General features: G+C 69.9%; 24 protein-coding genes. 17 read left to right on the top strand and 7 right to left on the bottom strand.

Annotation, left to right across the window (positions count from 1 at the left end; translation table 11 throughout):
• The first annotated feature begins 14 nt into the window (after nt 1-14).
• The 9 genes from AMYBE_RS0122555 (at nt 15) to AMYBE_RS0122520 (ending at nt 8212) form a co-directional block, all read left to right on the top strand.
• Nucleotides 15-821 carry a ribonuclease HII gene (locus AMYBE_RS0122555; protein WP_027927902.1) on the top strand — a complete coding sequence of 269 codons (807 nt, stop codon included), beginning with the start codon at nt 15-17 and terminating at the stop codon, nt 819-821.
• Entirely contained in the window at nt 818-1141 is a 324-nt protein-coding gene (locus tag AMYBE_RS0122550) for a DUF2469 domain-containing protein (protein ID WP_003096226.1), read from the top strand. The genes AMYBE_RS0122555 and AMYBE_RS0122550 overlap by 4 nt, the downstream gene beginning before the upstream one ends.
• Nucleotides 1142-1372: 231 nt before the next feature.
• Nucleotides 1373-1753 (top strand): YraN family protein, encoded by a 381-nt coding sequence (locus tag AMYBE_RS0122545; RefSeq protein ID WP_027927901.1) that lies wholly within the window; start codon nt 1373-1375, stop codon nt 1751-1753.
• An 82-nt stretch (nt 1754-1835) separates the two neighbouring features.
• The gene (locus tag AMYBE_RS0122540; protein WP_020661658.1) at nt 1836-3347 is read left to right on the top strand and encodes a YifB family Mg chelatase-like AAA ATPase; all 1512 of its coding nucleotides are present in this window, start codon (nt 1836-1838) and stop codon (nt 3345-3347) included.
• Nucleotides 3348-3591: 244 nt separating this feature from the next.
• Complete coding sequence (locus tag AMYBE_RS45025; protein WP_154676278.1) at nt 3592-3810, top strand: hypothetical protein; 219 nt, start codon at nt 3592-3594, stop codon at nt 3808-3810.
• The gene (gene dprA / locus AMYBE_RS0122535; RefSeq protein WP_020661657.1) at nt 3807-4979 is read left to right on the top strand and encodes a DNA-processing protein DprA; all 1173 of its coding nucleotides are present in this window, start codon (nt 3807-3809) and stop codon (nt 4977-4979) included. The genes AMYBE_RS45025 and dprA overlap by 4 nt, the downstream gene beginning before the upstream one ends.
• Before the next feature lie 51 nt (nt 4980-5030).
• Nucleotides 5031-6050 (top strand): tyrosine recombinase XerC, encoded by a 1020-nt coding sequence (locus AMYBE_RS0122530; protein ID WP_245573239.1) that lies wholly within the window; start codon nt 5031-5033, stop codon nt 6048-6050.
• Nucleotides 6025-7008 (top strand): FliA/WhiG family RNA polymerase sigma factor, encoded by a 984-nt coding sequence (locus AMYBE_RS0122525; RefSeq protein WP_020661655.1) that lies wholly within the window; start codon nt 6025-6027, stop codon nt 7006-7008. The genes AMYBE_RS0122530 and AMYBE_RS0122525 overlap by 26 nt, the downstream gene beginning before the upstream one ends.
• Before the next feature lie 376 nt (nt 7009-7384).
• On the top strand, nt 7385-8212 hold the full coding sequence (locus AMYBE_RS0122520; RefSeq protein ID WP_027927898.1) for an endo alpha-1,4 polygalactosaminidase: 828 nt from the start codon (nt 7385-7387) through the stop codon (nt 8210-8212).
• A 111-nt stretch (nt 8213-8323) separates the two neighbouring features.
• On the opposite strand, the gene AMYBE_RS46690 is transcribed toward AMYBE_RS0122520, so the two are convergent.
• Nucleotides 8324-8980, bottom strand: coding sequence for a M23 family metallopeptidase (locus tag AMYBE_RS46690; RefSeq protein ID WP_154676595.1), 657 nt, complete (start codon nt 8978-8980; stop codon nt 8324-8326).
• A gap of 1217 nt (nt 8981-10197) precedes the next feature.
• On the opposite strand from AMYBE_RS46690, the gene rpsB reads away from it, so the two are divergent.
• The 5 genes from rpsB to AMYBE_RS0122485 all read left to right on the top strand — a co-directional run bounded on the left by rpsB (nt 10198) and on the right by AMYBE_RS0122485 (nt 14503).
• Nucleotides 10198-11106 carry a 30S ribosomal protein S2 gene (rpsB, locus tag AMYBE_RS0122505; RefSeq protein ID WP_020661650.1) on the top strand — a complete coding sequence of 303 codons (909 nt, stop codon included), beginning with the start codon at nt 10198-10200 and terminating at the stop codon, nt 11104-11106.
• Nucleotides 11107-11188: 82 nt separating this feature from the next.
• Complete coding sequence (gene tsf, locus AMYBE_RS0122500; RefSeq protein ID WP_020661649.1) at nt 11189-12004, top strand: translation elongation factor Ts; 816 nt, start codon at nt 11189-11191, stop codon at nt 12002-12004.
• 95 nt (nt 12005-12099) lie between these two features.
• Complete coding sequence (gene pyrH, locus AMYBE_RS0122495) at nt 12100-12846, top strand: UMP kinase (protein ID WP_020661648.1); 747 nt, start codon at nt 12100-12102, stop codon at nt 12844-12846.
• 50 nt (nt 12847-12896) lie between these two features.
• Complete coding sequence (gene frr / locus AMYBE_RS0122490) at nt 12897-13454, top strand: ribosome recycling factor (protein ID WP_020661647.1); 558 nt, start codon at nt 12897-12899, stop codon at nt 13452-13454.
• Nucleotides 13454-14503: a phosphatidate cytidylyltransferase gene (locus AMYBE_RS0122485; RefSeq protein ID WP_020661646.1), complete on the top strand. Its 1050-nt coding sequence runs from the start codon at nt 13454-13456 to the stop codon at nt 14501-14503. The genes frr and AMYBE_RS0122485 overlap by 1 nt, the downstream gene beginning before the upstream one ends.
• A gap of 54 nt (nt 14504-14557) precedes the next feature.
• Here the strand turns inward: AMYBE_RS0122485 and AMYBE_RS0122480 are convergent, their stop codons facing one another.
• On the bottom strand, nt 14558-15400 hold the full coding sequence (locus tag AMYBE_RS0122480; protein ID WP_020661645.1) for a VOC family protein: 843 nt from the start codon (nt 15398-15400) through the stop codon (nt 14558-14560).
• Nucleotides 15401-15510: 110 nt separating this feature from the next.
• Here AMYBE_RS0122480 and AMYBE_RS0122475 point away from each other — a divergent pair, with 110 nt between their 5' ends.
• On the top strand, nt 15511-16323 hold the full coding sequence (locus AMYBE_RS0122475) for a class I SAM-dependent methyltransferase (RefSeq protein ID WP_020661644.1): 813 nt from the start codon (nt 15511-15513) through the stop codon (nt 16321-16323).
• Here AMYBE_RS0122475 and AMYBE_RS0122470 read toward each other — a convergent pair.
• A complete protein-coding gene (locus AMYBE_RS0122470; protein ID WP_020661643.1) occupies nt 16269-16919 on the bottom strand; it encodes a PadR family transcriptional regulator in 651 nt (216 codons plus the stop codon). The two genes, AMYBE_RS0122475 and AMYBE_RS0122470, sit on opposite strands and share 55 nt — an antisense overlap.
• 216 nt (nt 16920-17135) lie before the next feature.
• Here AMYBE_RS0122470 and AMYBE_RS0122465 point away from each other — a divergent pair, with 216 nt between their 5' ends.
• Nucleotides 17136-18788, top strand: a complete 1653-nt coding sequence (locus tag AMYBE_RS0122465) for a glutamate--tRNA ligase (protein WP_020661642.1) — start codon at nt 17136-17138, stop codon at nt 18786-18788.
• Nucleotides 18789-18834: 46 nt separating this feature from the next.
• On the opposite strand, the gene AMYBE_RS42155 is transcribed toward AMYBE_RS0122465, so the two are convergent.
• The 4 genes from AMYBE_RS42155 to AMYBE_RS42150 all read right to left on the bottom strand — a co-directional run bounded on the left by AMYBE_RS42155 (nt 18835) and on the right by AMYBE_RS42150 (nt 21739).
• Nucleotides 18835-19689 (bottom strand): helix-turn-helix domain-containing protein, encoded by an 855-nt coding sequence (locus tag AMYBE_RS42155; RefSeq protein ID WP_020661641.1) that lies wholly within the window; start codon nt 19687-19689, stop codon nt 18835-18837.
• Between the two features lie 63 nt (nt 19690-19752).
• Nucleotides 19753-20346 carry a TetR/AcrR family transcriptional regulator gene (locus AMYBE_RS0122455; RefSeq protein WP_020661640.1) on the bottom strand — a complete coding sequence of 198 codons (594 nt, stop codon included), beginning with the start codon at nt 20344-20346 and terminating at the stop codon, nt 19753-19755.
• A 4-nt stretch (nt 20347-20350) separates the two neighbouring features.
• Nucleotides 20351-21223, bottom strand: coding sequence for an alpha/beta fold hydrolase (locus AMYBE_RS0122450; RefSeq protein ID WP_020661639.1), 873 nt, complete (start codon nt 21221-21223; stop codon nt 20351-20353).
• A gap of 138 nt (nt 21224-21361) precedes the next feature.
• On the bottom strand, nt 21362-21739 hold the full coding sequence (locus AMYBE_RS42150) for a Fur family transcriptional regulator (RefSeq protein WP_020661638.1): 378 nt from the start codon (nt 21737-21739) through the stop codon (nt 21362-21364).
• A gap of 118 nt (nt 21740-21857) precedes the next feature.
• Between AMYBE_RS42150 and AMYBE_RS0122440 the strand changes: the two genes are divergently transcribed.
• On the top strand, nt 21858-22280 hold the full coding sequence (locus AMYBE_RS0122440; RefSeq protein ID WP_020661637.1) for a Fur family transcriptional regulator: 423 nt from the start codon (nt 21858-21860) through the stop codon (nt 22278-22280).
• Nucleotides 22281-22294 lie beyond the last annotated feature (14 nt).

Genomic DNA, 22294 nt, shown 5'->3' with positions numbered 1-22294 from the left:
TTCCCGCCGAACCCGTGCGGCCGCCCCGCGCCGTCGTGCGCGGCGAACTGTTCTGGGGTTTACAGGGCGCGCTCGAGCGACGCGGCCTCGGCCCGGTCGCTGGAGTGGACGAGGCCGGAGCCGGTGCTTGCGCCGGCCCGCTGGTCGTCGCCTCTTGCGTGCTGCGCCCCGGCGACGCTGCCCGGCTGCCGGAGCTCACCGACTCGAAGCTGCTCACCGCGAAGGCCCGCGACCGGGTCTATGACCGGGTGCTGAAGCGAGCCCTCGACTATTGCGTGATCGTCATCCCCGCCGAGCAGGTCGATCTGCTCGGCATCCGGGTGATGAATCTGGAAGGGATGCGCCGCGCCGTCGCCGGCTTGCGGACCCACCCCGGCTACGTGCTGACGGACGGCTTCCCGGTCCCCGGCATCCCCGCCGCGAACCTCGCGGTGATCAAGGGAGACCGCTGCGTCGCCAGCATCGCGGCGGCGTCCGTGCTGGCCAAGGTGACCCGGGACCGGATCATGACCGGCCTGCACGACGAGCTGCCGGCGTACGGGTTCGACGTGCACAAGGGGTACAGCACAGCGGACCATCTCGCCGCTCTGGGCGAGTACGGTCCGAGCCGGGTGCATCGCTGGTCGTACACGAATGTCGCCACCGCGGCGCTCGCACACGGGCTCACTGCTCCGCACCCGGTAGTACTGACCTACGCTGCACTGGAGAATGCCCTGGAAAAAGCGGGCGGGCCGGTCCGTGCCCCGGACCGCCCGGTGGGTAAGAATGAACGCTCCGCCGCCGGAGCAGGACGAACGCGAGGAGGGGCGCGGATTTCATGAGCGCAGAGGATCTCGAGAAGTACGAGACCGAGATGGAGCTCTCGCTGTACCGCGAGTACCGCGACATAGTCGGCCAGTTCTCGTACGTGGTGGAGACCGAGCGGCGGTTCTACCTGGCCAACGCCGTGGACGTGCAGGTGCGCGACGGTGGAGGCGAGGTGTACTTCGAGGTGCGCATGTCGGACGCGTGGGTCTGGGACATGTACCGCCCCGCCCGGTTCGTCAAGCACGTCCGGGTCATCACCTTCAAAGACGTCAACGTCGAGGAACTCGACAAGCCCGACCTGCGACTCCCGGAAGACGGCCCGTTCTCGGGCTGAGTTCTCCCGCTTCGCCACAAGGCCACCCGGCACCGCCGGGTGGCCTTCGTCGTTCCTGCACACCACCCTGACATTTCCGGTGCCGCTGGGTTCCGCGGCCGGGCAGCGATCCACAACCCTCGAGTTATCCACACCCGGAGGAAATCCCCCTGGCGTCGCGCTCCGTCACGTTGCGATCGTGGAAGCACACGCACCGTGACCGCGGTGCGCACGCTGCCTGAGGGGGACCTCATGAACGACGCCCCGAACCACGGCGCGCTCTGGCGCCAGACGTTCGGCCGCTGGGGCGAGGACCTCGCCGCCCGGCGCCTGCAGGACGCGGGCTTGGTCCTGCTGGACCGGAACTGGCACTGCCGGGAGGGCGAGCTGGACCTGGTCCTGTCGGAAGGCGCGCGAGTGGTCTTCTGCGAGGTGAAGACCCGCTCCGGCACGGAGTACGGAAGCCCTGCCGAGTCGGTGACGCAGGAGAAGATCGACCGGGTCCACCGAGCGGCGATGCGATGGCTGCGAGAGCACCACGTCGGCTGGTGCCGGGTGCGCTACGACGTCGTGACGGTCTACGCACCGCGAGGCGAGGATCCGGTCGTGCAGCACATCCGAGGGGCTTTCTGATGCTGAACACAGGAGCCTGGCCGGTGCCGAGCGGCCGGATGGACGGGCCCGCCGCCCTCCAGCGCACTGCGGGAGCCCGCTGATGCCGCACGCGAAAACCTGGTCCGTCGCCCTGCTGGGCATCGAAGGCCGAGTAGTCGAGATCGAAGCCGACTTGGGCGGTGGCCTCAGCCGGGTCACTCTCGTCGGCCTGCCCGACGCCGGTCTGCGCGAGGCGAAAGACCGAGTCCGCTCCGCCGTCCGCAACTCCGGCCAGCCCTGGCCGGACGGCAAGATCACCCTCGCGCTGTCCCCGGCCAACTTGCCGAAGATGGGCTCCGGGTACGACCTGGGCATCGCCGCCGCGGTCCTGGTCGCCACCGGCGCCGTCCCGGCCCGGAAGCTGCTGAACACGATCCTGCTCGGAGAACTCGCGCTGGACGGCCGCATCCGGCCGGTCCGCGGCGTGCTGCCCGGCCTGCTGGCCGCCAAAGCGGCCGGACACGAGCGCGCCGTCGTACCGATCGAGTCCCTCGTCGAGGCCGCGCTGGTGGACGGCCTGGAGATCGCCGGCGTTTCCCGGCTGTCCGAACTGCTCGCCTGGCTGAAGGACGAAGGCGAACTCGAGCACCCCGCCGCCCCGGTCCGTGCCGTGCCCGCCGCCGTCCCGGACCTGGCCGACGTCGTAGGCCAGCCGGAAGCGCGCTGGGCCCTGGAAGTAGCGGCCGCCGGCGGTCACCATGTCCTGCTGACCGGTCCGCCCGGCGTAGGCAAAAGCATGCTGGCCCGACGGCTGCCCGGTTTGCTGCCGGATCTCTCCCCGGAGGAATCGCTCCAGGTCACGGCGATCCATTCGGTGGACGGCTCGCTGTCGAAATCCGCGCCGCTGATCACCGTTCCGCCCTTCGTCGCCCCGCATCACTCGATCAGCCCGCCGGCCCTCATCGGCGGCGGCACCGGCCTGGCCGCCCCCGGCGCGATCAGCCGGGCCCACCGCGGGGTCCTGTTCCTGGACGAAGCCTGCGAATTCGGCAGCCAGCGCCTCGATTCGCTCCGCACGGTTCTGGAGGAAGGCGAGGTCCGCATCTCCCGGGCGAAAGGCGTCGTCACCTACCCGGCCAGGTTCCAGCTGGTCCTGGCGACGAACCCCTGCCCGTGCGCCCCGCCTCGCGAGACCGACTGCACCTGCTCGGCAACGACCCGCCGTCGCTACCTGTCCCGGCTGTCCGGCCCTTTGCTCGACCGGGTGGATCTCCGCGTCCGGCTGCGCCCGCTCACCGCGATCTCCGCCCACCAGGCCGCGACCCCGGAACCGTCCGCGACGGTCCGGGAGCGAGTCCTGGCCGCCCGCGACCGGGCCCGGCATCGTTGGCGCGGCCAAGGCTGGCAAGCGAACACCGAGGTGCCCGGCCCGGTGCTGCGCCGCGACTTCGCCCTCCCGCCAGTCGCGACAGCCGTCCTCGACCGAGCCCTCGACCGCGGCCTCCTGACCGCCCGAGGCGCCGATCGGTGCCTGCGCATCGCCTGGACGCTCGCCGACCTGGCCGGACTCCCGCAACCCGACACGGACCACGTCAGCGCGGCGCTGGACTTCCGGGAGCGGAAGGCCGCCTGACCACTGACCAGCCCGATCCGCCGGGACCCGGCGGCCAGCCCCCCCAGCCCCAGCCCGCCGATGTTCGAGCCCCGCTGCCTCGTCAAACCTGGCTGCCCTATCGAGTCCGCTGACCTGTCGGACGCCGCTGATCCGTCAAACCTCGCTGACCTGTCGAACCCGCCTGGCCCAGCGCGGCCCGGTCCGCTGACCCAGCTCCCGGGACGAGCACCCGCCGCCCGGAACCGTGAAGGAAAGGAACCCCATGTCCCGTCGTCAAGCTGTCCCGGCCGTACCGGCGCGCGCCCGGCACCGCCGCCCCCGGACCGCGCAACGCGAGATCGTCCGGCATCTGCGGCCCGTCCGGGGACGCGAGGTCCGGCCCGAGCACGACCCGGTCCGGGTTCGCGAGCGGCTGTCCCGGGATCGGCACCTCGCGATCGTGCTGCCCGAGCAGCCCGGTTGCCGAAGAGGTGCGGCGTGACAGCCGCCGTCGAAGACCAGGCCGCGGCGACTGAGTCCGAGCGTCTCGCCCGCGCCTACCTGCTCGGAGTCGCGGAGCCGCCGGCACCGCATGTGCTGGAGTTCGTCGGTGAGCGCGGACCGGTCGAAGCCGCCGCGCGCGTCCGCGCCGGGGACTGTCCGAGCCAGGTGCTGCGCGAAACCGCCGCGCGGCGGGAAACCTTGGTCGCGGAACGAGATCTCGAAGAAGCCGCCAAATCCGGTGCCCGGCTCGTGGTTCCCGAAGACCGCGAATGGCCGGCGTGGCCGCTGCTGTCGTTGGCCGTCGCTGCCGGGAACGGGGTGAAGAACATCGCCGCGCCGCTCGGATTGTGGGTGCGCGGTGCCATCAGCCTGGCTGAAGCGGCGGATCGAGCGGTGGCAGTCGTCGGCGCTCGGCTCGCCACCGACTACGGGTTGCACAATGCCGTCGAGATGGCACATGCGCTGGCAATCCGGCAGATACCGGTGTTTTCCGGTGCCGCGCTGGGCATTGACGCGGCGGCGCATCGAGGTGCGCTCGCGGGCGGCGGGACCACCGTGGCGGTGCTCGGCTGCGGCCTTGCCCACGGGTATCCCGTGGGCAACATCGACCTTCTGGAGCGCATCGTCGCGGAAGGCGGTGCGGTCGTCAGCGAATACGGGCCAGGGACTACCCCCGCACGTCACCGTTTCCTCGTCCGGAACCGGCTGATCGCGGGCCTCACCGACGGCACCCTGGTGGTGGAGGCCGGAATTCGCAGCGGTGCCCGCAACACCGCTACCACCGCAGGTGCGCTCGGCAAGGTCGTGATGGCACTGCCCGGCCCCGTCCACTCCGGAAGTTCCGCGGGTTGCCATGCCCTGATCCGAGACTGCCGGGCGACGCTGGTCACCACTGTCGACGAGGTGCTCGAAACGGTCGGCCGATTCGATGCCGCGAACCCAGTCCGGGAAACGCGTCACCGCCCTACCGACGACCTCGGTCCGGAGGCCGCACGGATCTACGACGCGCTGCTCCCGCGCGCCGGCCGCACTCCGGAGCAGGTCGCAGCGGGTGCCGGAGTGCCGGTTTCGCGAGTGCGCGCGTTGTTGCCGGCATTGGAAATCGACGGATTCGCGGTGCGCGGCGAGACCGGCTGGCGGCAGATCGTCCGAAGGGCCAGCCGATGATCGGCGTGGCGATGCTTGACCAAAGCCGATGGTTCGCGCAGCGTGATCGCCATGCCGTCAGCGAGTGCACACCAGGGCGCGGTCCCGCGTCCCGGCGGACACCGGAAACACCCGCCCCGACCCGATCTTCGTGCTCTTCGCGGCGAGTTGCCGGAACAAGCCCAGGCCGTGGTGGCGGATTACGAACGACACCTGGCGCTCGAGCGTGGCCTGTCGCCGCACACCGTGCGCGCATACGTCGGCGACATCGTGTCGCTGCTGGCGTTCGTGACCGTGGAGGAGGGTGACCGGCCCGCGCGGCGCTTCGAGGACTTGGACGTCACGTTGTTGCGCGCGTGGCTCGCCGGGCAGCGCTCGGGTGGTGCCGGCCGGACCACCCTTGCGCGCCGCGCCGCCTCCGCGCGCACTTTCACCGCGTGGGCGCACCGCACGGGCTTGCTGAAGTCAGATCCGGGTGGGCGGCTGGCCGCGCCGCGCGCGCATCGGACGTTGCCGGGCGTGTTGCGAGCCGATCAGGCGGACGCGCTCATGACCGCCTCCGCGAAAGGAGCAGCCGAACGGGATCCGGTCGCTCTCCGTGATCGAGCGCTGGTCGAATTGCTGTATGCAACCGGCATTCGGGTGTCGGAATTGTGCGGACTGGACGTCGGGCGGGTCGATTTTTCCCGCCGGGTGGTGACGGTGGTCGGCAAGGGCGACAAGGAGCGGACGGTCCCGTTCGGCGTCCCGGCGGCGGAGGCATTGGCTGTCTGGCTGGAGGCCGGACGGCCCGCCCTGGCAGGGGAAACGCCGGTCGCGGCGCTTTTCCTGGGCGTCCGCGGGAAGCGGCTCGACCCGCGCGCGGCGCGCCGGGTGGTGCACGAAGCGGTGTCCGCGGTGCCCGGCGCTCTGGACATGGGGCCACACGGTCTAAGGCATTCGGCTGCGACGCATCTGCTCGAGGGAGGTGCCGATCTCAGGAGCGTTCAGGAACTGCTCGGTCACGCTACGCTGGCCACGACCCAGCTCTACACTCACGTGACCGTCGATCGGCTGAAGGCGATCCATGACCGAGCACACCCGCGGGCCTGACGGGGCCGGCGGAGACTCGGCCCAGGAAGGCCGGGCCGAACCGTCGGCGCACGCGCATCCGCACGAGCACGGAGACCACACTGAGCAGCACGCCGAGAACGACCGTGCAATGACTTCCACGTCGCAGGTCACGAAAGCCGGGGCGGACCGACCCGGCGCGCAGGACGCCGTCAGCGGGGACGGACGTCCTGGTCATGACGTCGACGCGGGGATCCAGGCGCTGTGGCGGCAGTTCGCCGACAAACCGGACCAGACGTCGCGCGACCGGCTGGTGCTGCACTACGCCCCGCTGGTCAAATACGTCGCCGGCCGAGTCGGCACCGGTCTTCCGACCCATGTAGACGTTGGCGATCTGGTGCAGTCGGGGATTTTCGGTCTGGTGGACGCGATCGAAAAGTTCGACCCGGAACGTGGTTTGCGCTTCGAGACCTATGCGATGCAGCGCATCCGGGGCGCGATCCTGGACGACCTGCGTTCCCAGGACTGGGTGCCGCGCGCGGTGCGCAGCAAGGCCAAGGAAACCGCTCGCGCGCTGGAACGCCTGGGCGCGCGCCTGCACCGCACCCCGACGGACGCCGAACTCGCCGGGGAAATGGGCGTCAGCCTGGACGACCTGCGCGACTTCTACGGCCAGCTCCGTCTCACCAGCGTGGTGGCGCTGGAGGATCTCGTCGCGGCGGGCAAGGATGCCGGTTCGCTGGTCGACACGCTCCCCGACGACGGTGCGGTAGACCCGGTGGCCGTCCTGGTCGACCAGGACAACCGGCGGCAGCTGGCCGAGGCGATCGCGCAGCTCACCGACCGGGACAAGATCGTGGTCAGCCTCTACTACTTCGAAAGCCTGACCCTGGCGGAGATCGGCAAGGTGCTCGGCGTCACCGAATCGCGAGTGAGCCAGCTGCACACTCGCGCGGTGATGCGGCTGCGCGCCAAGCTCATGGAGCAGCCGACCGGCTGACCGGCCGCGCGATCGATCGCAGGTCAGCGCCGTGGCCAACGGCGTGGCCAACTGCGGGAGCGGAGAGGTGCGGTCGGGCTGCGCGGTCGGCAAGGTGCCGTCGTGCTGCCTCCAGTCGATCTCGGCGGGTGCGTTTCAGGCGTGTTCGGGGAGGGGTGACGTCTGCAGGGGCTCGCGGCGTATGACAAGTCGATCTTCGCTGACCAGCGGTTCTCTGTTTGCCTCACCGTGATGCCACCAAGAACAGCCTCAGAGTCGTTGCATTTTTCGGAGGGGAGCTGACCGCAGCCCGGAGCAGCCCGGCAGGCCGCGTAAGATCCACTACGAAGCCGTGGCCGGAGAGGACCGTTGTTTGAGCAGGCGCACTTCGCTGACGATGGCCGGCACGGTGATCGCCCTCGGGCTGCTCGCCGCGTGCTCCCCGTCGCCGCAGCGGCCCCCCGGCTCACCAGCCCCACCAGCATCAACCGCCGGTCTCACGGCGTTGCCTGGCGGCGCGAAGTTCGACTACCAGCTCGGCGGGGCCTACCCGCCTCCCTCCGGCACGGCCGTCGTCGTGCGCGACAGCACCGCTTCACCCGCCGCCGGGCTCTACAATGTCTGCTACGTCAATGGTTTCCAGACCCAGCCAGCCGACAGGGCCACCTGGCTGGAGCAGCGGCGCGATCTTGTTCTCAGCGGTGCTGACGGCCAACCGCTCGTGGACGGAAACTGGCCCGACGAGCTGATCTTGGATACCTCCACCGAGGCCAAGCGGGAACGGCTGGCCGAGGTGGTCGGACAGGCGATAAAGCTGTGCGCGCACAAGGGTTTCCAGGCGGCCGAGATCGACAATCTCGACTCGTTCAGCCGGTCCGGTGGCGCGCTCAAACCGGAGGACAACCTGGCGTTTGCCGCGCAACTGTCGCGGATCGCGCACGCTAGCGGACTGGTGATCGGGCAGAAGAACGCCGCCGAGTTCGGTGTCCGGGGCAAACAGGCCGGGTTCGACTTCGCGGTGGCCGAGGAGTGCGTGCGGTTCGAGGAATGCGATTCATACGCCAAGGTGTACGGCGACCTTGTGATCGACATCGAATACGCCGACAACCTCGACGGCGATTTCACCCAGATGTGCGGCCGGCCTGGCACGCCGAAGGCGACCATTCTGCGGGATCGCCAGCTCGTTCCCCCAGGCGGCCGGGCGTACGTGTACCAGCGCTGTTGACGGGCGACGGCACTGCGATTGCCTTTGAACTGCGAAGTCGCAGCGGCAGGCAACGGAGATTCGCTGTCTACGGCTGCCGGGAAATGAAGCCAGCTTTGCGACCCCGCAACGTCACCGGCCATCCGCCCACGGTTTCAAGCGGACTCGGCTCGGGGCGCCGACCAGAGCGAGCGGGTCGATGTACTCGGCGCCGCGCCGGGCACCCCAGTGCAGACAGGCTGCTGACGGGCAGCCGAGGTGTCCCGGCATGACGGTTCCGAGTACCTGGCCTCGGTAGACCTGGTCGCCGGTGGCGACCGCGGGGGTGATGGGGAGGTAGGTCGTGCGGAGGCCGCCGTCGTGGTCCAGCGCTACGACGCCCTGGCCGCCGACCTGGCCGGCGAACACGACGACGCCCATGTCCGCGGCCAGGATCTGTTGTCCGGCAGTGGCTTCGAGGTCTACGCCGCGGTGGCCGGGACCGTATGGGGTGGCGGGTGGTTCGAAGGTGCGCGTGACGTGGGGGAGCGGGGTCAGCGGCCACGACAGGCGGCCGGGCTGCTCGGCAGACGACCCAGGTGACGCAGGTGTCGTGAGTGCAGGGGATGTGGTGGGCGGCGTGGGTGTGGCGGGGGCAGGGGATGCGGCGAGCGGCGTGGACGTGGCGGGCGCAGGGGAGGACGTGGCGGGTGCGGAGGAGGTGGTGAGTGGTGCGGAGGAGGTGGCTTGAGCTGGAGACGAGGCGGGGGCCGGCGGCGCGGCGGGTGTGGACGGGGGCGTGGATGCGATCGAGGTCAGGGATCCGGTGGGGGCGGCGGCCGGGAATTGTCCGGCTTCGGCGCGCGTGCCGGTCGCGGCCAGGACGGCACAAAACAGCAGGACGGCGCACAACAGCAGGGCGGCAGACCCGGTGAGCCGGGTGCGGGCCGTGGTTCGGCGGGAGTTCGAAGACGCGCTGAGTGCCGGATGGGCGGGTTGGCTGGTCGGCCTGGCCATCCGGAGCGGCGGGTGTCCCCAGCTGAAGTCGCAGGGGAGGGACAGGCGGATTCGGGGGAGGCGGCCCGGCTCGGCGGCGCGAGGCGGATGCCCGACGAATCTGCGGAGGACGAAGAGGGTGTGGCGGATGGCGAAGATCGAGTATCGGGCAGTGGCGCTGGTCGTCATGAAGGTCGCGGAGTACGCCGTTCGAAGTCTCGACGCGGCGACGCGGTGGATGGGCGGCCGGGCGGGCGTTCTTCGGTGACGGCCGCTTCGGGGGAGCGGGCGCTCGGCGAAGAGCGCGTCGGTGCTGGGGACGATGCTGGTGCGGAGTCCGCCGGCCGGACCTGCGGGCGGTGAGTCCGCTCTGCCGGACAACCGGGTGGCCTGGGAGCAGCAGAGCAGTGCTGCGGTCGCTTGGACGACCGGATGCGCGGGTGGCGGAGGCAGGGGCAGAACAGGCGGCGGCGCGGGTGCACCGGCAGCGTCGTCAAGAGACCTCGCCAACCCCTCGGTGCACGTCGCACCATCAGCAGGATCGCCATCAGAACCACCATCAGAACCGCCAGCGAAACCGGCGAAACCAGCAGCGAAAAAGCGGGAAAAACCTCGATCAGCGGTCATGCCTCCATGCTCGCCGACCAGCTGGTGCCAGCCCGTCCGTCATCGGCAGTTGTCCACAGGCTTGTGCGGTTGTGGACAACTCTCGGCCGGGCGAAGGCTGCCCGCAGGGACGGGGCTGGTGGCAGGGGGTAGAATCATGTGCGCAGTCCACTTGCTGGGCTGACTTCGCGTGCACGTGCGCGCGTTCCCCGGACGGTCCGCCTCGCGCGGGACCCGGACGGAGGGGCGCACGGTGTCCGGCGGTCCCTGGGGTTTCGCACTGCAAACCCGTCGGGTCCGGGCATCGGCTACTGCACCAGGGCTGGCAGCCGCCCGGTGGCCAGCGACAAACCGGAACAGCGTCTCCGCACAGGACGAAACCTGCGGCGGGAGCGCGTGACTACAGAGAAGGTGTGATTCCGGCAATGGCCGTCGTCACCATGAAGCAGCTGCTCGACAGCGGCGTGCACTTCGGACACCAGACCCGTCGGTGGAACCCGAAGATGAAGCGCTACATCTTCACCGAGCGCAACGGCATCTACATCATCGACCTGCAGCAGACGCTGACCTACATCGACCGTGCGTACGAGTTCATCAAGGAAACCGTCGCGCACGGCGGCACCATCATGTTCGTCGGCACCAAGAAGCAGGCTCAGGAAGCGATCGCCAACGAGGCCGCGCGCGTGGGCATGCCCTACGTCAACCAGCGCTGGCTCGGCGGCATGCTGACCAACTTCCAGACCGTGCACAAGCGTCTTCTCCGCCTGAAGGAGCTCGAGGCGCAGGAGCAGACCGGCGGCTTCGCCGGCCTCACCAAGCGCGAAATTCTCACGCTGACCCGTGAGAAGGACAAGCTCGAGAAGACCCTCGGCGGTATCCGCGACATGGCCAAGGTGCCGTCCGCGGTGTGGATCGTCGACACCAAGAAGGAGCACATCGCCGTCGGCGAGGCTCGCAAGCTGAACATCCCGGTCGTCGCGATCCTGGACACGAACTGCGACCCGGACGAGGTCGACTACCCGATCCCGGGCAACGACGACGCGATCCGCTCCGCCGCGCTGCTCACCAAGGTGGTCGCCGAGGCGGCTGCCGCCGGCCTGATGGCCCGTTCGGGCCGCAACGGCGGGTCGGCCGACGCGAAGCCGGAGACCAGCGCTTCGGAAGAGCCGCTGGCCGAGTGGGAAAAGGAGCTCCTCGCGGGCTCGGAGACCGCCGCCGCGGACGCGACTGAGGCCGCTGCCGCGACCGACGCCGCCGCTGCGACCGACGCTGCCTCGACCGAGGCCGAGGCCGCTCCGGCTGCCGCCGACGAGCAGGCTCCGGCCAACTCCTGATCCATCGTGCCCGGGCGGTCCGCGCAGGGCCGCCCGGGCACTGCTCACCGCACACGTACCTGAAACGGACGGATTCAACACGATGGCGAACTACACCGCCGCTGACGTGAAGCGCCTGCGCGAGATGACCGGCGCGGGCATGATGGACTGCAAGAAGGCGCTCGAGGAGAACGACGGCGACTTCGAGAAGGCCGTCGAGTTCCTGCGCATCAAGGGTGCCAAGGACGTCGGCAAGCGCGCCGAGCGCGCCACCGCCGAGGGCCTGGTGGCCGGCGACGGCGGCATCCTGATCGAGCTCGACTCGGAAACCGACTTCGTCGCCAAGAACGACGAGTTCCAGCAGCTCGCGGCGAAGATCGTCGAGGCCGCGAAGGCGCTGAAGACCAGCGACGTCGAGGCGCTCAAGGCCGCTGACCTGGGCGGCAAGCCGGTCAACGAGGCCGTGCAGGAGCTGTCCGCCCGCATCGGCGAGAAGCTCGAGCTGCGCCGCGTGGTCTCCTTCGAGGGCCAGACCGCGACCTACCTGCACCGCCGCGGCTCCGACCTCCCGCCGGCCGTCGGCGTGCTGGTCGAGTTCACCGGCGACGACGTCAACGCCGCCCGCGGTGCCGCCATGCAGGTCGCCGCGCTGCGCGCGAAGTACCTGACCCGCGAGGAGGTGCCGGCCGAGATCATCGAGAACGAACGCCGCATCGCCGAGCAGACCGCCCGCGAGGAAGGCAAGCCGGAGCAGGCGCTGCCGAAGATCATCGAGGGCAAGGTCACCGCGTACTACAAGGACAACGTGCTGCTCGAGCAGCCGTCGGTCAAGGACAACAAGAAGACCGTCAAGGCCCTGCTCGACGAGGCCGGCGTGACCCTGACCCGGTTCGCCCGGTTCGAGGTCGGCCAGGCCTGAGCGAGGCACTGGGACTAGGTTCTGGCACTGTGCCCCGTCTCCGTGAATCGGGGACGGGGCACAGTCGGGTCTACGAGGGGCAGGAGGCGACAGACATGGGTGACGTCCGAGTCGAGGGCGGATACCGCCGGGTGCTGCTGAAGCTGGGCGGCGAGATGTTCGGCGGAGGCGCGGTCGGAGTCGATCCCGACGTCGTGCATTCGGTCGCCAAGCAGATCGCCGACGTCGCGCGCACCGGGGTGCAGATCGCGGTGGTGATCGGCGGCGGCAACTATTTCCGCGGCGCGGAGCTTTCCCAGCGCGGCATGGACCGCGACCGCGCCGACTACATGGCGATGCTCGGCACCGTGATGAACTGCCTGGCGCTGCAGGACTTCCTGGAAAAGGAGGGCCTGCCCACACGCGTGCAGACCGCGATCACGATGGGCCAGGTCGCCGAGCCCTACATCCCGCGGCGCGCGGAGCGCCACCTCGAGAAGGGCCGCGTCGTGATCTTCGGCGCCGGCGTCGGGATGCCCTACTTCTCCACCGACACCGCGGCCGCGCAGCGCGCGCTCGAACTCGGCTGCGAAGCCGTGCTGATGGCGAAGGCCGTCGACGGCGTCTACACCGCGGACCCGAAGACGGACCCGGACGCGGAGATGTTCAACGAGATCAGCCACCGCGAGGTGCTCGAGCGCGGTCTCAAGGTCGCCGACGCCACCGCGTTCAGCCTCTGCATGGACAACAAGATGCCGATGATCGTGTTCAACCTGCTGACCGAGGGCAACATCGCGCGCGCGGTCGGTGGTGAGAGGATCGGCACGCTGGTCGCCACCCCCGCTGCCGAGGCTTCCGCCTAGACCTGCTGGGATCAAGCACAGCTTCGACAATCACAACACCGGGAGTAGCCGTGATCGACGAGACCCTCCTCGACGCCGAGGAGAAGATGGAAAAAGCGGTGTCCGTGGCGAAGGAGGACCTCGCCTCGGTGCGGACCGGGCGGGCGACCCCGTCGATGTTCTCCCGCATCGTCGTCGACTACTACGGCGCGCCGACCCCGCTGAACCAGCTGGCCAGCGTGTCCGTGCCGGAGGCGCGGATGGCGCTGGTCAAGCCCTACGACCAGACGCAGCTGGTCGCCGTCGAGAAGGCGATCCGCGAGTCCGACCTCGGCGTCAACCCGAGCAACGACGGCACCGTGATCCGCATCGTCATCCCGCAGCTCACCGAGGAGCGGCGCAAGGAGATGGTGAAGGTCGCCAAGGGCAAGGGCGAGGACGCGCGCGTCTCCATCCGCAGTGTCCGCCGCAAGGCCAAGGAAGAGCTCGACCGCATCGCCAAGGACGGCGAAGCCGGCGAGGACGAGGTCGCGCGCGCGGAGAAGGAACTGCAGAACCTCACCGACACCTACGTCCACCAGGTCGACGAGCTGGTGAAACACAAGGAAGCCGAGCTGCTCGAGGTCTGATGAGCCAGGTGAGCGAGGAACGCGACGAGCGGGTGCACGACACCCCGGCGCCGGACCCGGCCGCCGAGCCGGACCCCACGTCCGGCCCGGCGCGGGAATCGCGGCCCACTCCGCCCCCCGCCGGGGCGGAAACCCCAGCGGTGCCCGAGAAAGCAGAATCCGCGGCGGATTCGTCGACGGATTCCGGTGCAGCGCCCGGAAAAGCTGCGAAATCGGCTGCGGAACCGGCGAAGAAGACGTCTCGTGCCGGGCGCAACCTGCCCGCCGCGATCGGCGTCGGGCTGCTGCTCGGTGCCGCGATCATCGTTTCCCTGCTCACCGTCCGGTTCCTCTTCATCGGGGTGATCGCCGCCGCGATCGCGGTCGGCACGGTCGAGTTCTCCGGTGTGCTGCGCCGGGTCGCGAATACCAAGGTCGCGTTGATCCCGGTGCTCGTCGGCGGGCAGGCGATGATCTGGCTCGCCTGGCCGTACGGCCGCGAAGGCGCGCTCACCGCGTTCGTGCTCACCGTGCTCGCCTGCCTGCTCTGGCGGCTGCCCGGCGGGGCCAACGGCTACGTCCGCGACGTCGGCGCCTCGGTTTTCGCCGCCGCGTACCTGCCGTTGTTCGGCGCCTTCGCGGCGATGCTGGTGCCGCCGGCGGACGGGGTCGGGCGGGTCCTCGCGTTCCTCATCGCCGTCGTCGCCTCCGACACCGGCGGCTACATCGCCGGCGTGCTCGGCGGCAAACACCCGATGGCGCCCACGATCAGCCCGAAGAAGTCCTGGGAGGGCTTCGCCGGTTCGATGATCGCCGGCATCGCCGCCGGCGTCCTCACCCTCAGCCTGATGCTCAACGGCCACGCCTGGCAGGGCGCGCTCTTCGGCGCGGCGATCGTGCTCACCGCGACGCTCGGCGACCTGGTCGAGTCGCTGATCAAACGCGACCTCGGCATCAAGGACATGGGCACGCTGCTGCCCGGCCACGGCGGCATCATGGACCGGCTCGACTCGTTGCTGCCCTCGGCCGTCGTGTCCTGGCTGCTGCTCTCGGCCTTCATTCCGGCCTGACTGGAAGCAGCCGGCCTGGACGGAGCGGGCGGAGCTTTCGTTCCGGCGTAGAACTCAGTCGTCGTACGGGTCGTCGACCTCGGCCCGGCCGACGTCCTCCAGCACGCGCGAGTGGTCGATCACGGCGAACACCGCGCCGTCCGGGTCGGCGAGGATCGCGGTGCGGCCGAACGCGGTGTCGTAGGGCTCGATCACCACCGAACCTCCCAGCATCAGCGCCTCGCCCGCGGTGGCGTCGGTCCCGCGAGCGGGCTCGGCCTTGAAGTACACCAGCCAGTGCGGGGGAGTGTCCGGGCCGTACTCCGGGCCCATCACGTACCGGTACAGCACCGGTGTGTGCTCCAGCGAGTATTCGGCGTAGTCGACGGTTTCGCCGTCGCCGACCTGACGGCTCGAATAGCTGAACAGCTTGGTGTAGAAGTGATCCGCCGCCGCGCCGTCGTGCGTGTTGAGGTCCGCGCCGCTGAACGCGTTGGGTACGCCGCTGGCGAATTCCCAGTCCGGCGGGGCCTCCCAGAACACCACCGGCGCGCCGCAGGCGTCGATGGTGTGCACGATGCTGCCGCGCTCGGGGATCGCGACCGGGCCGAGCACGACTTGCCCGCCGAGGTGTTCCACCCATTCGGCCGCGCTGGCGGTGTGCGGCACGGACAGCTGCAGCGTCCAGCCCGGCGCGCTGCGGGCCCCTGCCTGGTACAGGCCTCCGGCCGCGACGCCGCCGGCGGAAGCGATCCAGTATCTGCCGTTCGGGGCGGCCGGGTCTCTCCGTGCCGTGTATTCCCAGCCGAACAGGCGGGAATAGAAGTCCTGGATTCGCGCTTCGTCGCGGCACGCCACTTCGATCCAGCACGGCAGACCTGCCGGGATCGCGCGGGTGCCGGCCCAGCCGACAGACATGATGGCCTCCTCCCGAGAGGGAGAAGTCTATTCGCCGCAGCGGGGTTCTACGCTTTGAGCGGGAAACCCGGTCGCACCCGCGGCCGGCCCGGTGCGGGAGAGGAGGGCCTGTGCGCTGGTTCTCCCGCGGCCCGGCCAAGTCCGGGGAAGTCGTCCCCAGCCCCAACATTTGGTACCACCAGCAGGTTTACGCCATCGAGAACCGCGCGCAGGACGTCGACGGAGACATTTGGCGCGCCGTCCGCGAGGAAGCCGACTGGACCGGCCGCGACGTCCTCGACCTCGGTTGCGGCGACGGCTACCACTTGCCGGTCTTCGCCGCGGACGCGCGTTCGGTGCTCGGCGTGGAACCACACCCGCCGCTCGCGCGGGACGCGGAGCGGCGGGTGCGGGATCTGGACAACGTGCGGGTTCGGGTCGGACGAGCCCAGCAGGTGCCCGCGGACGACGCCAGCGCGGACATCGTGCACGCGCGCACCGCGTACTTCTTCGGCCCTGGCTGCGAACCCGGGTTGCGCGAGGCGGAAAGGGTGCTGCGGCCCGGAGGCACGACGGTCATCGTCGACCTCGACGTGGCGAGCGAGCCATACGGCGGATGGATGCGGGCGGACTTGCCGCACTACGACCCGCCCGCGGTGGAACGGTTCTTCGCCGAGCAAGGGTTCACTTGCCGGCGGGTGAGCACGCGATGGCGCTTCGCGGACTTCGCCGAGGCGGAATCAGTGCTGAAGATCGAGTTCAGCGCACGGGTCGCGCAGCGTGCGATCGCCGAGGTGCGCCGGCTGAACCCGGGACCGGGCGAGGTGACGCTGCCGGTGGGCTATCGCGTGCATTGCCGCGTCAAACCCACCGGCCTCGTCCTGCCCGGTCATTCGGCCGTCTCGCCGGAGTCCTCGTCCTCGACCTCGCCGAGGATCGAGTAGATCGAGCGGCGTGCTTCGTTGAGCACGTCCACCACGCGGGACTGCTGGTTAGCGCTGCCCGCGCGCATCACCTGGACCACGGCCGCGGCGAGCGTCGCGCCTGCCTTGCGCAGGTCGTGCTCGACCGGGTCGACGTCGTCGGCGAAGTGCTCCCACGGCGGAGTGCCGGTCTGCTGCTCGGCGGTGGCGCGGCCCTCGTCGGTGAGCTCGAAGAGCTTCTTGCCGCTCTCGTCGCGGCTCACCACCAGGCCCTCGTCGGCCAGCATCTGCAGGGTCGGGTAGATCGAGCCGGGGCTGGGCTTCCACAGGCCGCCGCTGCGCTCCCCGATCTCGCGGATGATCTCGTATCCGTGCCGCGGCTGCTCCGCGAGCAGGGTGAGGATCGCCGCTCGCACGTCGCCGCGCCGGCCGCGCCGGGGGCCCGGTCCGCGGCGTCCGCCCGGACCGTGGCCGTGCCGGCCGCGCGGACCGCCGGGGCCGAAGCCGAAGTCTCCGAAGTCGCGGCCCCACGGGCCGAACGAAGACCGCCTGCGCTGGTCGTGCTCGCCGTGTTCGTGATGGCCGCCGGGGAAGGGGTGTCGTCGTCGGGTGTTCATGGTCTTGCTTCCTTTCGCTGCGGCGCTCCCGCTCCGGGTGAGCGGCAGTCGCCGAGTTGTCGCGAACGATTGCGACATTTTCACGATATATCGGAACCGGTCGATTGGCAACCTTGCCGAGAGCGGCGGGGACCTGCGCGACCGGCGAGGACGACGGTCGGCGATACTCGAAGGGCTAGCGAGAACACTCGAACGACCTGGGAGACCCGACCCCCGATGCTGGACCGTGCGGTCATCGACGCCCTGTTCCCCGCGGATCTGCCCGAGCCGGAGCACTGGGAGCAGCGCTACCCGGCCCGGCAGCTGCCCGACGCCGCGTTGGTGACCCGGTTCGGCCCGTCGCCGACCGGCTTCGTGCACATCGGCGGCATCTACGTCGCGACGATCGACCAGGACGTCGCGCGCCGCTCCGAAGGCCGCTACCTGGTCCGTGTCGAGGACACCGACCAGTCGCGCGAGGTCGAAGGTGCGCTGGAGCAGTTCGAGCGCGGCTTCGCCCACTTCGGGCTGCAGGCGGACGAGGACACGCTGCGCGGCGGTGAGTACGGCCCGTACCGCCAGTCCGAGCGCGAGCAGATCTACCTGACCTACGTGCGGCACCTGTTGCGCGAAGGCCGTGCGTACATCGATTTCGCGACGAAGGACGAGCTGGCGTCCATCACCGCGCGCCAGCAGGCGACGAAGCTGCCGACCGGTTACTACGGCTCGTGGGCGATCTGGCGCGACGCTTCGGCCGAGGACGTGCAGGCGAAGCTCGACGCGGGCGAGCCGTGGGTGGTCCGTTTCCGCGCACCGGACGACACCGGCGCGCGGGTGCGCTTCACGGACGCGATCCGCGGCACCATCGAGGCCGAGGCGAACCGCAACGACGTGGTGATCCTCAAGAGCTCAGACCAGAGCCCGCGGCTGCCCACCTACCACTTCGCGCACGCGGTCGACGATCACCTGATGCGCGTGAACCTGGTGATCCGCGGCGACGAATGGATCTCTTCGGTGCCGACCCACCAGCAGCTGTTCGATGCGCTGGGCTTCGAGCCGATCCAGTACGCGCACATCGCGCCGCTGATGAAGCAGGAGGGCGGCAGCAAGCGGAAGCTGTCCAAGCGCAAGGACCCGGAAGCCTCCGTCGACTTCTATCTGGAGGCCGGCTACCCGGTCCCCGCGGTGCTGTACTACCTGCGCGGCCTGGCCAACGGCCGGCTCGCCGAGATGCCGCTCGCCGAGGCGCTGGACGCGCCGATCAACCTGGCCGAGTGCGGTGTCGCCGGCCCGCTGGTGGACCTGGTGAAGCTGGACGACCTCGCCGCCGACTACGTCGCGACGCTGTCCGGCACGGAGATCCTCGAAGCGGTGCTGGAGTGGGCGGACCAGTTCGACCCGGAGCTCAAGACGGTGCTGGAGTCCTCGCGCGAGCTGGCGCTGCGCGCGCTGGCGGTGGAGCGCGAAGGCGTCGAGAATCCGCGCAAGGACCTGAAGAAGTGGAGCGATTTCCGCGCCGTCTACGGGTTCTTCTTCCCGCAGCTGCACCAGGAAGCGACCGGCCCGGACGACGAGCGGATCGCCGCGCTGGGCGTGCCGGCGGACGTCGTGCGCGCGGTCGCGTCGGACTTCGTCTCGAGCTACCAGCAGCTCGACGACGGCCAGGAATGGTTCCAGCAGATCCGCGACGTCGCGGCGAAGCACGGGTTCGCCAAGAACGCCAAGGAACTCAAGAAGGACCCGGACGCCTACCCGGGCTCGATCCGCGAGGCGTCGCAGATCATCCGGATCGCGATCACCGGCTCGACCCGCAGCCCGGACCTGCACTCGATCACGCAGGCGCTCGGTGCGGAGGAAACGTTGCGGCGCTTCGGGAATCTGACGAACTGACGCCGTTGCTCGCGAGGGCGGCGCCGGTTCCCGCCGGCGCCGCCGTTCACGAGTTCAGGATCTCGGCGAGGGCGGCGTCGTCGGCTCGGCGTTCGGCGCGAACCGCACCGGCGAATTCGCCGGCCACTTCGCTCAGCGTGCGCAGGGATTCCTCGGGCGACCGCGCGGCTTCGGCCAGCCGGGCGACGATCGAGGGGTACGGCGCGGCCTGGTCGTCGACCAGGAACAAGCCGGTGTTGCTCCGCGGGAAGTACACCGCTGGGTCTGGACCGTGGAACAGAGTGAACGCGTCCTCGGCGATGGTTTCGCTGGGGAGGACGCGGATTTCGGTGGTGGCAGCCAGTTCTTGAAGGCTTCGGACCTGCCGGAGCATGGTGTCGGCGTCGCCGAAGTGGTTCGCCAGCGCGGCAGTGCCGACGAAGAACGCCGCTTCGGTGCCGGAGAGGATGCGGGCGCGGTCGACGCGCTGGGCGACGATCGGTTCGAGCGCGGCTTCCGGGGGCAGGTCCGGGCCGCAGGCGAGGCGGGCGTAGTCCGGGATCTGCAGCAGATCCGGGACGAGGATCGGGGCCCAGACCGAGAGGCGTTCGGCTGCTCGTTCGTAGCAGACGAGGGTCTCGTAGTGGGTGCGGTCGGCCTGCGTTCCCGGGGTGAACCAGGCGGAACCGGCGGCGGCTCGGGCCAGCGAACGAATCCGGGCTTTGCGGTCGCCGACCACGCCCAGCGCGCCGAGGATTCCGGCGACCTCCTCCGGCAGCGGGACAGGTTCGCCTTGTTCCCAGCCGGACAGCTGGCCGGGCGAGACGCCGAGGTGCCGGGCCAGCTGCGGGAGGTCGAGGTTCGCTTCGGAGCGGGCGGTTCGCAGGGCCGCGCCGAGGGCACGCGCTCGCGGGTTGGGCATGGGCTGGTCACCTCCGGTCTTGGCGATGGTGCCCGGTTGTCGGCGGCGGCGCATCCCGGCCGGTCAGGCCGGCCGGAGCAATCCGGACAGCCAGCCGGCGAACACTTGCTGCACGTCGGCGCGCACTCGGTCCGGGTCGTCCGCGACGGCGATCATCCGGGCGGCTTCCATCACGGTGCTGAGGACCAGCTGTGCCAGCGTCTCCACCGGAGTGTCGGCGATCAAGCCGGAGTCCCGGGCCTTGGCCAGGTTTTCCGTGACGAGACCCAGGCCGTAGGCGGCTTCGATCTGCCGCCATTCCTCCCAGCCCAGCACGGCGGGCGCATCGGTGAGGGAGATCCGCCGGACTTCCTCGCGCAGGCACGCGTCGAGGAAGACGCCCAGCGCGGTAGCGAGGCCGGACAGCGGGTTTGCCGCATCGCCGAGCACGGCGTCCACCTCGTTGGTCAGCTCTCGTTCCAGCACTTCGACTACGGCGCGGAAGAGGCCCTTCTTGTCGCCGAAGTGGTGGTACAGCGCGCCTCGGGTGACACCTGCCGTGCGCGTGATTTCTTCGGCGGGCACATCGTGGTAGCCGCGCGCGCCGAACAGGTCGCGCGCGGCCGTGATCAGGGCGGCTCGCGTCGCGTCGGAGCGTTCCTGCTGGGTACGTCGCACGCACCTAATCTGCCATGGCGGCGGCGAATCGTTTGATGTGGCCGGCCAGTGCGTCCGGCTGGTCTTCGGAGACGAAGGTGTAGGAATCCGGGACCTCGACCAGTTCAGCGTCCGGCAGCACGGCCGCCAACCGGTGGGCGAGGCTGATCGGGAACAGCTTTTCCTCCGGCGGCCAGACGAGCAGGACTGGCTGGTTGAACTGACGCAGTTTCTCGGCCGCGGCGAGGGTGTGCCGGGAGTGGACGGTGCGGAGGAACTTGCGCAGGTCTCGGCGCACTCCCTTGGACTTGCGGAGCTTTCCGAGGTACTCCTCGGCGATGGCGGGCGGCAGCGGGCGTTTGGCGACCCAGCCGAAGAGGAGCGGCAGCCGGTACAGGGCCCTGATCCGCAGCAGCTGGCCGAGGACGGACATCGAGCCGGGGATGCGGGCGATCTTCGGCAGCGGGCGGAAGATCGGCGGGAAGAAGTACTCGAAGCTGTCCGACGGGGTGAGCACGACTTTGCCGACGCGGTCCGGGTAACGGGCGAGCAGGAGCTGGGTGATGGCCCCGCCGGTGTCGTTCGCGACGAGGATCGCGTCTTCCAGGTCCAGTGCGGTGAGGAAGTCGCCGAGGAGGGTGGCTACGGCGGGTGCGCTGAGGTCGGCGTCCGGCCGCATCGGGGTGGTGTGCGAGCCGAGCGGGAGATCGGGGGCGAGGCAGCGGAATCCGGCGTCGGCGACGGTGGGGACGACTTTGCGCCAAAGGAGGGCGTTGGTGAGGACACCGTGCACGAAGACGACCGGGCGGGCGCCGGGTTCGCCCCGGTCGTAGTAGCGGAGGGTGCCTTGGGCGAGGGGGAGGAGGTGCTGGGCGCCGAGCGCTTCTTGTGAGGTCATGCACCGGAAGATACATACATTCAGTCTGTATGTAAATTACGCCTGAGGTAATGCGACTCGGTCCGTGAAGGGGCCCTGACGGGAATCTGGGTCCAGCAAGGGTCCTTCACCGGCGCAAGGCTGGGTGGCGCGCGACGGCTACCTGCAGGACGTGCAGAGTCCAGAGATCGCTTCGCCGGGGGAGTCGGTCGGGGCGGTCGCCTCCAGCCGGCCGCATTGCCGGCACAGCAGGTGCGAATGGTCGAAGCCGGACATCTCGTAGCGCTGGGCGACTCCGACGTGGTCGAACCTGTGCACCAGGCCGGCGGCGACGCCGGTGGCGAGCACGTCGTGCACCGCGCGGGTGGAGGCCATCCGCAACCGGGTGCGGACCAGCGGCAGCAGTTCGGCGACGGTGACGTGCGGGTGGTCGGCCAGTACTTCGAGCACGACTTGCCGCACGGTCGTCACGCGCAGTCCGGCGCGCCGGAGCCGGACGTCCACGGGAGCGTCGGAAGGAACCGGGGTCGTGAGCACGGCACCATTGTCAACCCTAAAGTTGATCCAGTCAAACCTAGGATCAGGTCAACTCTGGGACTGTGAGCCGGTGCACGACAGAATTGATCCGGTCAACTCCGCGGGTACGCTCGCGGCCATGGACGAGTTAGCGGCGCGGTTGCGCGACAAGGGCCTGCGCGTCACGCCGCAGCGGCGCGCGGTGCTGGCGGCGGTCGCCCGGACTCCGCACGTCACCGCCGCCGAGATCGCGTCCTCGCTCTCCGCCGAAGGCGCGGTCGGCGCGTTGTCCCGGCAGGGGCTGTACAACGTGCTGGACGACCTGGTCGGCGCCCGGCTGCTGCGCTCGCTGGAGCCGGCCGGGTCGCCGGCCCGGTTCGAAGTGGAGCTTGACGACAACCACCACCACCTGGTGTGCCGTGGTTGCGGACGCATTCAGGACGTGCCGTGCGCGGTCGGCGCCGCGCCGTGCCTCGAACCTGGCCCGGTACCGGGATTCCGGGTGGACCAGGCCGAGGTCACCTGGTGGGGCATGTGCGAGGAGTGCGAGAACCGCGGTTAGCTTGTCTCACGTGG

Source organism: Amycolatopsis benzoatilytica AK 16/65 (assembly GCF_000383915.1).
In the GTDB taxonomy this organism is placed as follows: Bacteria; Actinomycetota; Actinomycetes; order Mycobacteriales; family Pseudonocardiaceae; genus Amycolatopsis; species Amycolatopsis benzoatilytica.
This window is presented reverse-complemented; position numbering and strand designations above follow the sequence as displayed.